Here is a 13,445-nt window from a genome sequence, read left to right as displayed (position 1 = left end):
AGGTAAAAGATAAACAGACGTTAAACAGAAGATGAACCGGGTAGCGGCCACCCGCAGAGTTTGCCGGGCTGCTGCTCATTTATTGTTAAAATTTATCCCAGACCGTTCAGGTCATCAGTGAGGTCGCTGCATTTATTGCGCAGCGCCGCGACCGATTGCCTGAATGCAGACGGATAGTTCCTTGTGACGTGATGGAATAGCAAATGGGTGTTTTACACGAGATTGTCCACGCGCTCTGGCATCAGGATTTTGCCGCGCTGGCAAATCCGGATGTGGTGTGGGTGGTGTACGGCGTGATGTTCCTGACGCTGTTTCTGGAAAATGGGCTGTTACCCGCCTCTTTCCTGCCGGGCGACAGCCTGCTGCTGCTGGCGGGTGCGATGGTGGCTAAAGGGGTAATGGATTTTGTGCCGACGATGGTGATCCTCACCACCGCCGCCAGCCTGGGCTGCTGGCTGAGCTATCTGCAGGGTCGCTGGCTGGGGAATACCCGGCTGGTGAAGAGCTGGCTGATGCATCTTCCGGCGCAGTATCACCAGCGCGCCTGGAATATGTTTAACCGCCACGGCCTGATGGCGCTGCTGGTCGGCCGTTTTCTGGCCTTCATCCGGACGATTCTGCCGACCATGGCGGGCATTGCGGGCTTGCAGAATGGTCGCTTTCAGCTCTTCAACTGGCTCAGCGGCGTGCTGTGGGTTGGCATCGTCGTGACGTTTGGCTATGGCATCAGCCAGGTGCCGTTCATCAAGCGTCATGAAGATCAGGTGATGGCGATCCTGATGATACTGCCGATGGTGTTGCTGTTTCTCGGGCTGTTTGGCAGCATTCTGGTTATCTGGAAAAAGCGTCGGCAGAAACAGGCCTGACGTCAGCGCGTAGCATCAGGATCCGCCGCCACTCAGGCGGACGGATCCGCTACCGTCTGCCGCACACGATTCACCTCTTCTCCTGGCGTCACGCCAAAATAGCGCTTAAATTCCCGCGAAAACTGTGAGGGACTTTCATAGCCAACCCGCACCGCCGCCGCACTCGCTTTCAGTCCATCGTGCAGCATCAGCAATCGCGCCTGATGCAGGCGATATCGCTTGAGATATTGCAGAGGCGACGTCTGCGTAACCGCTTTAAAGTTATGGTGAAAGGCTGAAACGCTCATGTTCACTTCCGCCGCCAGCGCATCGACGCTGAGGTTTTTCGCATAGTGATTCTCAATCCGTCGCAGGGCACGCGCGATCAGGCTGAATTGCGTCTGTCGGCTCACCAGTGAGAGCAGCGCACCACCAATCGGGCCAGTCAGCACATAGTAGATAATCTCCCGCACGATGTGCGGCCCCAGCACCCGCGCATCGCGCGGCTGGGTCATCACATCAAGCAGCCGCTCAGCAGCACACAGCATCGGTTCCGTCAGCCAGGCCGAGTGGATCCCCGAGGTCTGCGGCTGCGGCTGAAACTGATCGTCATCGCCGATTTCAATCAGCAGATCCTGCAGGCTGGCGGTATCGACATTAAGACACAGCCCGGCAATCGGCACCTCTGGCGAGGCCCAGGTTTCGCACTCCACCGGCAGCGGCACGGTGATCATCAGGTACTTGCTGGCATCATACTGAAACACGGTGCTGCCGAGATAGCCGGTTTTGCTGCCCTGAAACAGGATCACAATGCCGGGCTGATACATCATCGGCGTACGGGGACGATATTGATTAGCGTAAATCAGCGACACATTTTCGACCGGGCAAAGACGGTCGTGACCGTGGGTCATTAACGTGACGACCTGCTGCGCCAGCCGGTGACACAGGGCATCGTGCGCCATAGCGACTCCTTTTACGGGCAAAAAGCCAGTGTGCCGTGCGAATGCCTGAATCACCAGCAGCCTGGAGAATCAGGCAAGAAATTTACCGAATCGGGCATGGCGGCAGAACCGCTGTTGTTGCCTCAGCTAAGCAGGCTGAGAATTGTTGGCTAGACTTAAGCACAGTGAAATCTCACGGATTAACCGCAACGGAAAGGAGCAACTATGGCAGACCAACCCATTATCAAACTGCGCGATGGCAATATGATGCCGCAACTCGGACTCGGCGTGTGGCAGGCCAGCATTGAAGATGCACGTCATGCGGTGCTGAAAGCGCTGGAGGTCGGCTATCGCTCAATCGATACCGCCGCCGCCTATAAGAATGAAGAGGCGATTGGCCAGGCACTGCAGGAAACTGACGTGCCGCGTGAAGAGATTTTCGTGACCACCAAACTCTGGAACGACGATCAGCAGAACGTTCAGCAGGCGATGGAAACCAGCCTGGAGAAACTGAAACTGGAGCAGGTCGATCTCTATCTGATGCACTGGCCGTGCCCGGAAAAAGACAATTATGTCGATGCCTGGAAGAAGATGATTGAACTGCAGCAGCAGGGGCTGACCAAAAGCATTGGCGTCTGTAACTTCCATGAGGCGCATCTGAAGCGACTGCTGGATGAAACCGGTGTCACGCCGGTGGTGAACCAGATTGAGCTGCACCCGATGCTACAGCAGCGCACGCTGCATGCGTGGAATGCACTGCATCAGATCCAGACCGAATCCTGGAGTCCGCTGGCGCAGGGCGGCAAAGGGGTCTTCGATCAGGAGATCATCAAGTCGCTGGCGAAGAAATATGGCAAGACGCCGGCACAGATCGTGATCCGCTGGCATCTGGATAGCGGCCTGGTGGTGATTCCGAAGTCGGTGACACCAGCCCGCATCGAAGAGAACTTTAAGGTGTTCGATTTCCGTCTGGACAAGCATGAAGTGAGCGATATTGCCAAGCTGGACAGCGGCAATCGTCTGGGGCCGGATCCGGAAACCTTTAACTAAGGCCTGGCGTCACCAGGTGACCACACCTTATCTGCCCTGCGGCTGGGGCAGATAACGATTAACGCGGTCAGGCGGGCTCTCCCTGCCTGACCGCGCTGTTATGCGCTGGGCTGCACCACCAGCTGACCGGCAGTACCGCGGTCGGCCAGTTCAAGCGTCTGACTGTAGTAGACGAACGGGAAGTGATCTGACGAACTTTGCGGGAAAGTGACCATCAGTTCCACGCTGCCATCGACCCACACCGTATCTTTCCAGCCACGATCTTCGCCCATCGGCTGCGCACCATTCACACTTTTAATCAGGAACATCACGCCCTGGATATGCAGCGACTGTGGCCGATCAGCATGCAGGATCCAGCGCTCAAAGGTGCCCTGCTGTGCCGTGGTGTCAATGCGGCTCATATCCCAGATCGCGCCGTTAATGCCCGGCATGCTGTCACCGATGCGGAATTCACGGGTGCGAACCGCCACGCCATCCAGAATCTGATCGGCCAGCAGCCGCATCGGCAGATTATCCGTCACCAGCGGCAGCAAGCCGGTTGGCCGCAGCGTCAGGATCAGGGTTGACGTCAGAATGGAGGATGGCTCAAAGAAGCCGCGCAGCCGATCCATAATGCCCGCCGCCGTACCTGCGGTAATCGACACTTCATCGCCCTGCGACATATCCACCAGCACCTCGCGGCGTTCGCCCGGCGCCAGTGACAGGCGCTGCACCGCCACCGGCGCAGGCAGATAGCCCTGATCGCTGGCGATGACCATAAACGGGCGATTGTCGCTGAGCACCATCTCATAGCGGCGCGCATTCGACGCGTTCAGCAGACGCAGACGCACCCAGCCGCGTGATACCTCCACAAACGGATTGCGTACGCCATTCACCAGCAGCGTGTCGCCCAGGAAACCACCATCCTGCGGCGGGTCATAGACCGGCGTGGCAAAGTTATCGAGCCGCTTGTCCTGAATGATAATCGGGAAGTCATCGACGCCGTAATGCTTCGGCAACGGCAACTGCCTGCCAATATCATCTTCCACCAGCCACATCCCCGCCAGTCCGTTGTAGATGTGCGGAGCCATGCGGTTCGGCGTGTTGGCGTGATACCAGCAGGTCGAGGCCGCCTGACGAATCGGCAGCACCGGCGACCAGTCAACACCGGCTGACATCATACGCGGCGCGCCACCCATCAGCGCGCCCGGCAACTGCAGGCCGCTGATAGTCATGGAGACCGGCTCGTTCAGACGGTTGCTGTAGATCAGCTTAACGTCATCGCCGCTGTAAACCCGGACGGTCGGGCCAAGATAGAGGCCATTAATGCCCCACACCGGCACTTTGTTGTTGTCGCCATTAAAAGACCAGTGGCTGCGCTGCATTGTCAGGAACAGCGGCTGGCCGCGACGGGATTCCAGCAACGGCGGAACCGGAAGTGGCGTGTCGCCATTAGCTGAAGAAGCGGCACGCGCCGCATGAGGTAGTACACTGGCGCTAAGCGCCGCTCCGGCAGAAAGCTGGATGAACTGACGTCTGCTGAAAGACATAAAACTTCTGACCCTTTACGCGTGGCGCTAAGCGCCGACCCTGTTTTTATTGATCTGTTTTTGCTGTGCTGCGTTCACGGCGGGCGGACGTGCCCCGCCGTGCGGCATCCCTGCAGGATAGTTCGGCGAATGGTTCGCCGGTCAGATATTTCCGTTTTTTTCGCGTTCTGCGACTTCGGCGTTCAGCTCTTCCAGCTTTGCCGCCATCAGTTCGCGACAGTGGGTCGCCAGCTTACGCACCGACGACGACTCGAAAGCCTTTACATCAATCGGGGGCAGCATCTCAACGATCACCAGCCCGTTTTTCCAGCGATTGAGGTTGATCTTGCCATGCGTGTTGGAGACCACAATCGGAATGATCGGCACACCCGCCGCCACAGCGGCGTGAAAGGCACCGGTTTTAAACGGTAGCAGGCCACGGCCACGGCTGCGCGTCCCTTCCGGGAACATCCAGATGGAGATGCGCTTACTGTTAAACTCATCCACCAGCTGACCGATCGTGCCGCGTGCTTTTGCACGGTCATCGCGATCGATCAACAGGTTACCGGTCAGCCAGTAGAGCAGGCCAAAAAACGGCACCCACAACAGGCTCTTCTTGCCCACCGTCACCGTGCAGGGCTGCACCATTTTAGCCGCAGTGACCATGTCGTAGTTGTTCTGATGGTTCGCGATGTAGATCGCATTACCATAATTCTCAGCACCTTCCGGTCTGCGCAGTTCTACTTTGAGGCCAAACACTGTCGACAGTTTGCCGAACAGATGGCCAAATGTGGCGACGTGACGCGGATTGCGCGGTGAAAACAGACACCAGATACAGCCAGATATACAGACTAAGATCGAATAGATGACCACAATAATGGCACGCAGAATCAGTAACATAGTTCCCTCATTGAGCCACGGCTGACGCGGTGTCAGCCGGGTAGTTTACGCTTCGCTATCCGGGCTCGCCGGACGCGCAGGCGCATCCAGTTCAACACGATCAATTTTTTGCAGGCCGCGCGGTAACAGCGTGCCGCGACGTCCACGATCGGCGCGGAATTTTTGTAGCTCTTCACTGCGCAGCAGCATTTTACGCTTGCCCACGTGCAGCGTGATAGCGCTGCCCGGCGGCAAAATCATCAGCCAGGCCAGTTTGTCCTGACCGGCGGCCGCTTCCGCGGATGGAATCGAGATGATTTTGTTGCCCTTGCCTTTCGACATCTGCGGCAGCTCCCCGACCGGGAACATCAGCATCCGTCCCGCCTGGGTAATCGCCAGCAGCATGTCATCTTCATGATGGACGGCCATCGGCGTCATCACACGGGCGTTTTCCGGCAGCGTCAGCAGCGCTTTACCGGCGCGGTTGCGCGACACCAGATCGCTGAAGGTACAGATAAAGCCATAACCCGCATCAGAGGCCATCAGCAGGCGCTGGTCATCCGGCTCCATCAGCACCTGTTCAACTACCGCACCCGGCGGTGGCGTCAGCTTGCCGGTCAGCGGCTCGCCCTGACCGCGCGCTGAAGGCAGCGACGTCGGATCCAGAGTGTAGCTGCGACCGGTGGAGTCGATAAAGGCCACCGGCTGATTGCTCTTGCCGCGTGCTGCAGCCAGATAGCTGTCGCCCGCTTTGTAGCTGAGTCCGGCAGGATCAATATCGTGGCCTTTGGCGCTGCGCACCCAGCCCATCTGCGACAGCACAATGGTCACCGGTTCAGACGGCACCAGCTCGGTTTCGCTCAGGGCTTTGGCTTCTTCACGCTCACGCAGCGGCGAGCGACGATCGTCGCCGTAGCTGGCGCTGTCAGCCTGTAACTCTTTTTTCAGCAGGGTGTTCATCTTGCGTTCAGAGGCCAGCGTGGCCTGCAGCTGATCGCGCTCTTTTTCCAGCTCCGCCTGCTCGCCACGGATCTTCATCTCTTCCAGTTTTGCCAGGTGGCGCAACTTCAGTTCAAGGATCGATTCGGCCTGGGTTTCGCTGATGCCAAAGCGTGACATCAGGACCGGCTTAGGCTCATCCTCAGTACGGATGATCTCGATCACTTCATCGATGTTCAGGAACGCAACCAGCAAACCTTCCAGGATATGCAGGCGGCGCAGCACGCGATCCAGGCGGTGATTCAGACGACGTTTGACCGTATCGCGGCGGAACACCAGCCATTCGGTCAGGATCTCATGCAGATTTTTCACCGCCGGGCGGTTATCCAGCCCGATCATGTTGAGGTTAACGCGGTAGCTCTTTTCCAGATCGGTGGTGGCGAACAGATGGTTCATCACCTGATCGAGATCGACGCGGTTGGAGCGCGGAACGATCACCAGGCGGGTCGGGTTCTCGTGATCCGATTCATCACGCAGATCCTCCACCATCGGCAGTTTTTTATTGCGCATCTGGTTCGCAATCTGCTCCAGCACGCGCGCGCCCGACACCTGATGCGGCAGCGCGGTAATCACCGCCTCGCCCTCTTCCTTCTTCCAGACTGCACGCTGGCGAATCGAGCCGCGACCGGTCTGATAGATTTTGCGGATTTCGTCACGCGGCGTGATGATCTCCGCCTCTGTAGGATAATCAGGCCCCTGGACAATATCCAGCAGCTGTTCCAGCGTGGTTTTCGGCGAGTCGATCAGCGCGATGGCGGCCTGAGCCACTTCGCGCAGGTTGTGCGGCGGAATATCGGTCGCCATACCGACGGCAATCCCGGTGGTGCCGTTCAGCAGAATATTGGGCAGGCGCGCCGGTAACATCTTCGGCTCCTGCAGCGTGCCATCAAAGTTCGGCTGATAATCGACCGTCCCCTGACCCAGCTCACCCAGCAGCAGCTCGGCATATTTTGACAGGCGGGATTCGGTGTAACGCATCGCCGCGAATGACTTGGGATCATCCGGTGCACCCCAGTTACCCTGGCCATCGACCAGCGGATAACGGTAGGAGAACGGCTGCGCCATCAGCACCATCGCTTCATAGCAGGCGCTGTCGCCGTGCGGATGGTATTTACCCAGCACGTCACCTACGGTACGCGCCGATTTTTTGAATTTTGCGCTGGCGCTAAGTCCCAGTTCGGACATGGCGTAGACGATACGTCGCTGAACCGGCTTTAATCCGTCGCCAATGTAAGGCAGGGCGCGGTCCATGATGACGTACATCGAATAGTTTAAGTACGCATTCTCGGTGAATGTGTGCAGGGCAAGACGCTCTGCACCATCCTGAGTCAGTTCACTCATTAATTTCTCATCCTCACATCGTGGCCCACAACGGCGGGACACCCGGCGGTGGTTTGGCGAGGATAGTACCTTATTCGCTGGTGTTAGTCACAGGGGAAGCGCGGGAGAGCAGGCGTCCCGCCGCGCAATTTTATGTGTCAGAGACACGCCGGATTCAGACCGGCAAGTGTCTGACCTGTCTGCGGAAGTGGATCAGGGCTTTGCGCCCATCCACTGGCGGGCAATGTCACGATATTCGCCGGTGGCGGTGCTGAGATGCAGCCACTGATCGACATAGAGCTTCCAGCTGATATCGTCACGCGGAATCATGTAAGCCTTCTCGCCATACTGCAGCGGTTTGTCGGGATTGATCGCACAGAGCGTCGGGTAATGCTGCTGCTGAAAACGCGCTTCAGAGGCATCGGTGATCATCACATCCGCCTTGTTGTCCACGAGTTGCCGGAAGATGGTGACGTTATCGTGGAACAGCGTCAGTGAGGCCTGTGGCAGGTGGCTGTGCACAAAGGCTTCGTTGGTGCCGCCAGCCGGTTCAATCAGCCGCACGTCAGGCCGGTTGAGCTGTTCGATGGTCTGGAAGCGCTCTTTATCGCTGCAGCGCACCAGCGGGATTTTGCCATCCACATCCAGCGGCCGGGCAAACCAGGCGGTCTGCTGGCGTTTCAGCGTGACGGAGACGCCGCCGACGGCGATATCACACTGCTTTGCCAGAAAATCGGGCATCAGGTTTTTCCAGCTGGTTGGCACCCACTCCACTTTCGCGCCGAGCGAGGTAGCCAGCGCGTTCGCCATGCTGATATCCAGCCCTTCATACTGACCATCGGGTCGCAGGTAGCTGTAAGGCTTGTAATCGCCGGTGGTGCAGACCTTAAGCATTTTAGAACTGAGGATGGTGTCGAGATGAGATTGTGCCTGGACAGCACCGGTGGCCAGCAGCAAAGAGAGGACAATTTTTTTCATTTTGCGTTTTTCTATAATTGTTTTCACAGTGAGTTTGCCTGCCGATGGTGCCATAAACCGGCGCATTGTTGCTTCCACAGCAAAAGTGTTGTGATCAACCTCCCATTTTTCTGCGACCGCAGCGCGCGTAAGCTAAGCGCCATATTCAGGAAATGAGGCAAACGATTCATGAGCAAGATTTTAATTATCGATGGCGGCAAAACCTTTGCCCACTCTAAAGGTGAGCTGAACCACACGCTGAGCGACGTTGCGGCCAGCCAGCTGCGTGACATGGGGCATGAGGTGTCTGTGACCCTGGCTGACAGCGACTACGTGGTCGCCGATGAAGTGCAGAAATATGTCGATAGCGATGTGGTGATTTATCAGATGCCTGGCTGGTGGATGGGCGAGCCGTGGACGGTGAAGCGTTACATCGATGAAGTCTTTACCGAAGGCCACGGCTCACTCTACGCCAGCGATGGCCGTACCCGTTCTGATGCGGCGAAGAAATATGGTTCCGGCGGTCTGCTGCAGGGCAAAAAATATATGCTGTCGCTGACATGGAATGCGCCACTGCAGGCCTTTACCGATCCGGAGCAGTTCTTTGAAGGCGTCGGCGTCGACGGTCTTTATCTGCACTTCCACAAAGCCAACCAGTTCCTGGGCATGGAAGCGCTGCCGACCTTTATCTGCAACGATGTGATTAAAGCGCCGGACGTGCCACGCGATATTGCCGCTTATCGGACCCATCTTAGTCGCGTTTTTGCGTAAGATGGCTGGGGGATACCCCCTATTTTCCCACGAAAGAGGAATTCGCGAATGTTAACAGTCGTTGCTGAAATTTGTGTCAAACCCGGTCGCCGTCAGGCCGTGCTGGATGCGGTGAAAAAACTGATCCCGCTGGTTTTAGAAGAAGATGGCTGCCATCAGTATGACGCGCTGCTGGACCATCAGGCGCAGGTGCCGTGGAAACAGAACTCCCCAGACTCCATTTTTATGCTGGAACAGTGGGAAACGCTGCGTCATCTGGAGCAGCATCAGCAGATGCCGCATATGGATGCGCATCGCGCCATCATTAAAGATGATGTGGTGGATGTGAAGATTCTGGTGCTGGAACCCAGCGCCTGATTCATGCTGAAGGCTTAACCCCTTTTCGGTAAAAGGGGTCAGGCTGCTGACAACCTCAAACCTGAGTGCCTCTGGCAGCAATGAATTAGCTCAACGCGAAGGGAACACGGTCAGAAGAGGAAAGCGTCCCGCGCCAGGGATGGCGCGGGTAGAGCGACCAGGGACTGGCTTGAGCGTCTTTCCGATCTGACCGTGTTCCCTGTGCAAGCACAATCTCACAGCGAATCCGGCCAGACTTGCCAGCATCTCCAAACCCCTGCCCTATGACAGGGGTTTTTTATTATGCCAGGAGAGATCACAGCAGCTGACGCTGATCAATCTCGGTGCGGAGAAAATCCAGAAAGCAGCCGATGCGCGAAGAGAGCGTGGTGTTACGGTAATAGACCGCATGCACCGGCAACCGCAGCTCGCGGGTTTCAGTGGGGAGAACCGGCACCAGCCGGCCTGCCGCGCAATCTTCCCGGCTGACAAAGTCGGAGAGGCGTGCGATCCCCTGTCCTGCCAGCGCCAGCTGCCGGATGGTTTCGCCGCTGGAGGCAGAGATTGTGGGCTTAATGCGCATGAAATCGCCATCAGGCTGCAGGACCGGCCAGACGTTGAGGGATTCAGGATGGCTGAAGCCGATGATTTGATGCTGCGCGAGATCGGCCACGCTCTGCGGGGTGCCCGCTTTCGCCAGATAGGCCGGACTGGCCATCAGCCGGATCGCACTGCTGCCAAGCATCCGGGCGCGCAGCGTAGAGTCGCGCAGTTCGCCGATGCGAATGGCAATGTCCGTTTGCTGCTCCAGCAGATCGATCAGGATATCGTCGGTATTCAGTTCAAGCTGGATCAGGGGATAGCGGGCGCGGAAATCGTCCACCAGCGGCACAATCACATGCAGCATAAAAGGGGTGGCGGCGTTTACCCGCAGCCGTCCTGACGGCATCTCGCGCCGCAGGGCTATCTGCTCTTCGGCCTGCTCAACCGAGGCCAGGATCTGGCGCGCATGCTCCAGAAAAACCTGTCCCTCTTCGGTCAGCGCCAGCCGTCGGGTGGTGCGATGCAGCAGGGTGGTCTGCAGCTTGCTCTCCAGCCGGGACAACGCCCGGCTGATGCCCGAACTGGTCTGCGCCAGCTGGGATGCCGCCGCGGTAATAGAACCGCTGTCCACCACCGCCACCCAGGCACGTAACTCTTCCAGGGTAATTTTCACAAGGATTACTGTCTCTGCTCTGAATCTGCCGGGTTCTCTGGGAATGTGCTGGCTGAAGCACAAAGAGAACAGGACGCTTTCGCGTCCTGTTTTTTTACACTTCGATATCGGCCTTGTCGCCTTTTTCCTGCAACCAGTTACGCCGGTCTTCGGAACGTTTCTTCGCCAGCAGCATATCCATCATGCGCAGCGTCTGATCGATATCCTCTTCACTGATGGTCAGCTGTACCAGACGGCGGGTATTCGGATCCAGCGTCGTTTCGCGCAGCTGCAAGGGGTTCATCTCGCCCAGCCCTTTAAAACGCTGAACGTTAGGTTTACCCTTTTTGCGTTTCAGCTGCTCCAGCACGCCCTCTTTCTCATCTTCATCCAGCGCGTAGTAGACCTCTTTTCCGAGATCGATACGGTAGAGCGGCGGCATGGCAACGTAGACGTGTCCGTTTCTGACCAGTGAACGGAAATGTTTCACGAACAGGGCACACAGCAGCGTGGCGATGTGCAGACCATCGGAGTCCGCATCCGCCAGAATGCAGATCTTACCGTAGCGCAGCTGTGAAAGATCTTCGCTATCGGGATCGATGCCGATCGCCACAGAAATATCATGCACTTCCTGCGACGCCAGCACCTCATCGGAAGAGACTTCCCAGGTGTTCAGGATCTTGCCCTTAAGCGGCATGATCGCCTGATATTCACGATCGCGCGCCTGCTTGGCCGAGCCGCCTGCCGAGTCCCCTTCGACCAGGAACAGTTCTGTTTTATTCAGATCCTGCGCAGTGCAGTCCGCCAGTTTGCCCGGCAGCGCCGGACCGCTGGTGAGCTTTTTACGCACCACTTTTTTGGCTGCCCGCATACGTCGCTGGGCGCTGGAGATCGCCAGCTCAGCCAGCTGCTCTGCGATCTGGATATTCTGGTTCAGCCACAGGCTGAAGGCATCTTTTACCACGCCAGAGACAAAGGCTGCGCACTGACGTGAAGAGAGGCGCTCTTTGGTCTGCCCGGCGAACTGCGGATCCTGCATCTTCACCGACAGCACATAGGCGCAGCGATCCCAGATATCTTCAGCGGAGAGCTTCACGCCACGCGGCAGAATGTTGCGGTATTCGCAGAACTCGCGCATCGCATCCAGCAGCCCCTGACGCAGGCCGTTGACGTGAGTCCCGCCCTGCATGGTCGGGATCAGGTTAACGTAGCTTTCAGTTAACAGTTCACCGCCTTCCGGCAGCCACAACAGCGCCCAGTCAACCGCTTCCACATCGCCAGCAAAGCTGCCGACAAACGGTTTTTCCGGCAGCGTCGGTAAGCCATTCACCGCTTCGCACAGGTAGTCAGTCAGGCCATCTTCGTAGCACCAGGTCTGTTCGGTATTGTTCAGCTTGTCTTTAAAGACAATCTCAACGCCAGGACAGAGCACCGCTTTGGCTTTCAGCAGATGTGATAAGCGTGACACCGAAAAACGTGGGCTGTCGAAAAAGCTTTCATCGGGCCAGAAATGGACGCGCGTGCCGGTGTTGCGTTTAGCCACCGTGCCGGTGACCGTGAGATCCTGGACTTTGTCGCCATTCTCAAACGCCATGTCATAGATTTCACCATTACGGCGCACCGTGACTTCGACGCGTTTTGACAGAGCGTTCACCACCGAGATGCCAACGCCGTGCAGGCCGCCCGAGAACTGATAGTTTTTATTGGAGAACTTGCCGCCCGCGTGTAGACGACACAGGATCAGCTCGACGGCAGGCACGCCCTCTTCCGGGTGAATATCCACCGGCATGCCACGACCATCATCAATAACTTCCAGCGACTGGTCAGCGTGCAGAATCACTTCAACCCGCTTCGCGTGGCCGCCCAGCGCCTCATCGACGCTGTTATCAATCACTTCCTGACCCAAATGGTTGGGCCGCGTCGTATCGGTGTACATCCCCGGGCGACGGCGAACAGGCTCAAGGCCAGTCAGGACCTCAATGGCATCCGCGTTATAGTTAGATTGACTCATCGTAAATGTCTGATTAGAAGGGTGAAATGGGGTGCGATTTCCGCATTACTCAGGGATGATTCAGACCGAGAAAGTCCAGAATCTGCGGGAAATGGCGCTCGAATCCAGTAAATGCATGATTTCCGCCCTCTTCTACCGTGTGACGGCACGCGCTGTAATAGTCGAGCGCCTGACGGTAATCGAGAACTTCATCGCCGGTCTGTTGCAGCAGCCAGAGTAAATCGGGCGCTTCCAGCGGTTCAATCTGCATTACTTTCAGATCGTAAATGTGGCGTGACTCTAACACATATTGCTGGCCGGTGTAGGGATTCTGATTTTCGCCCAGGAAATCCGCCAGCAGCTCAAAAGGCCGTACCGCGGGATTGACGACCACAGCAGGCAGCATAAAGCATTGCGACAGCCAGGTAGCGTAATAACCGCCCAGCGAAGAGCCCACCAGCCCCAGCGTTTCGCCGCTGCGGCTCAGTACCAGATCTTCCAGCATTGCGGCTGCATCGGCCGGAAACGTCGGCAGCTGGGGCACGATCATTTCGATCTCCGGATGCTGCGCCTCTAACCATTGCCGGAACTGCGTCGCCTTTGCCGACTGCGGCGAGCTGTTAAAACCGTGCAGATAGAGTAATGCCGCCACGC

The 13,445-nt window shown here is 57.4% G+C and carries 12 protein-coding genes; 4 read left to right on the top strand and 8 right to left on the bottom strand.

Going from position 1 to position 13,445, the window contains the following annotated elements; genetic code table 11:
- The first annotated feature begins 203 nt into the window (after positions 1–203).
- A complete protein-coding gene (locus EPG66_RS15730; RefSeq protein WP_010249020.1) occupies positions 204–866 on the top strand; it encodes a DedA family protein in 663 nt (220 codons plus the stop codon).
- Between the two features lie 32 nt (positions 867–898).
- Here the strand turns inward: EPG66_RS15730 and EPG66_RS15725 are convergent, their stop codons facing one another.
- Positions 899–1,807, bottom strand: coding sequence for an AraC family transcriptional regulator (locus tag EPG66_RS15725; protein ID WP_039390680.1), 909 nt, complete (start codon positions 1,805–1,807; stop codon positions 899–901).
- A 204-nt stretch (positions 1,808–2,011) separates the two neighbouring features.
- Here EPG66_RS15725 and dkgA point away from each other — a divergent pair, with 204 nt between their 5' ends.
- Positions 2,012–2,836, top strand: a complete 825-nt coding sequence (gene dkgA / locus EPG66_RS15720; protein ID WP_010249022.1) for a 2,5-didehydrogluconate reductase DkgA — start codon at positions 2,012–2,014, stop codon at positions 2,834–2,836.
- Between the two features lie 98 nt (positions 2,837–2,934).
- Here dkgA and ftsP read toward each other — a convergent pair whose 3' ends face one another.
- The 4 genes from ftsP to EPG66_RS15700 all read right to left on the bottom strand — a co-directional run bounded on the left by ftsP (position 2,935) and on the right by EPG66_RS15700 (position 8,574).
- Positions 2,935–4,365 (bottom strand): cell division protein FtsP, encoded by a 1,431-nt coding sequence (gene ftsP / locus EPG66_RS15715; RefSeq protein ID WP_010249023.1) that lies wholly within the window; start codon positions 4,363–4,365, stop codon positions 2,935–2,937.
- A 141-nt stretch (positions 4,366–4,506) separates the two neighbouring features.
- Positions 4,507–5,244, bottom strand: coding sequence for a 1-acylglycerol-3-phosphate O-acyltransferase (locus EPG66_RS15710; RefSeq protein WP_010671121.1), 738 nt, complete (start codon positions 5,242–5,244; stop codon positions 4,507–4,509).
- A gap of 45 nt (positions 5,245–5,289) precedes the next feature.
- Positions 5,290–7,563 carry a DNA topoisomerase IV subunit A gene (gene parC / locus EPG66_RS15705; protein ID WP_010671122.1) on the bottom strand — a complete coding sequence of 758 codons (2,274 nt, stop codon included), beginning with the start codon at positions 7,561–7,563 and terminating at the stop codon, positions 5,290–5,292.
- A gap of 192 nt (positions 7,564–7,755) precedes the next feature.
- Entirely contained in the window at positions 7,756–8,574 is an 819-nt protein-coding gene (locus EPG66_RS15700) for a transporter substrate-binding domain-containing protein (RefSeq protein WP_182687534.1), read from the bottom strand.
- Positions 8,575–8,688: 114 nt separating this feature from the next.
- Here EPG66_RS15700 and EPG66_RS15695 point away from each other — a divergent pair, with 114 nt between their 5' ends.
- A complete protein-coding gene (locus EPG66_RS15695; protein WP_182687489.1) occupies positions 8,689–9,270 on the top strand; it encodes an NAD(P)H-dependent oxidoreductase in 582 nt (193 codons plus the stop codon).
- Between the two features lie 48 nt (positions 9,271–9,318).
- Positions 9,319–9,627 carry a putative quinol monooxygenase gene (locus tag EPG66_RS15690; RefSeq protein ID WP_031590861.1) on the top strand — a complete coding sequence of 103 codons (309 nt, stop codon included), beginning with the start codon at positions 9,319–9,321 and terminating at the stop codon, positions 9,625–9,627.
- Between the two features lie 295 nt (positions 9,628–9,922).
- Here EPG66_RS15690 and EPG66_RS15685 read toward each other — a convergent pair whose 3' ends face one another.
- The 3 genes from EPG66_RS15685 to yqiA form a co-directional block, all read right to left on the bottom strand.
- Complete coding sequence (locus EPG66_RS15685) at positions 9,923–10,822, bottom strand: LysR substrate-binding domain-containing protein (protein ID WP_182687487.1); 900 nt, start codon at positions 10,820–10,822, stop codon at positions 9,923–9,925.
- A 94-nt stretch (positions 10,823–10,916) separates the two neighbouring features.
- Positions 10,917–12,812, bottom strand: coding sequence for a DNA topoisomerase IV subunit B (parE, locus tag EPG66_RS15680; RefSeq protein ID WP_010249031.1), 1,896 nt, complete (start codon positions 12,810–12,812; stop codon positions 10,917–10,919).
- 49 nt (positions 12,813–12,861) lie between these two features.
- Positions 12,862–13,443: an esterase YqiA gene (gene yqiA / locus EPG66_RS15675; protein WP_010249032.1), complete on the bottom strand. Its 582-nt coding sequence runs from the start codon at positions 13,441–13,443 to the stop codon at positions 12,862–12,864.
- Positions 13,444–13,445: the final 2 nt, after the last annotated feature.

The organism is Pantoea pleuroti (assembly GCF_014156615.1).
GTDB classification, from domain to species: Bacteria; Pseudomonadota; Gammaproteobacteria; order Enterobacterales; family Enterobacteriaceae; genus Pantoea; species Pantoea agglomerans.
This window is presented reverse-complemented; position numbering and strand designations above follow the sequence as displayed.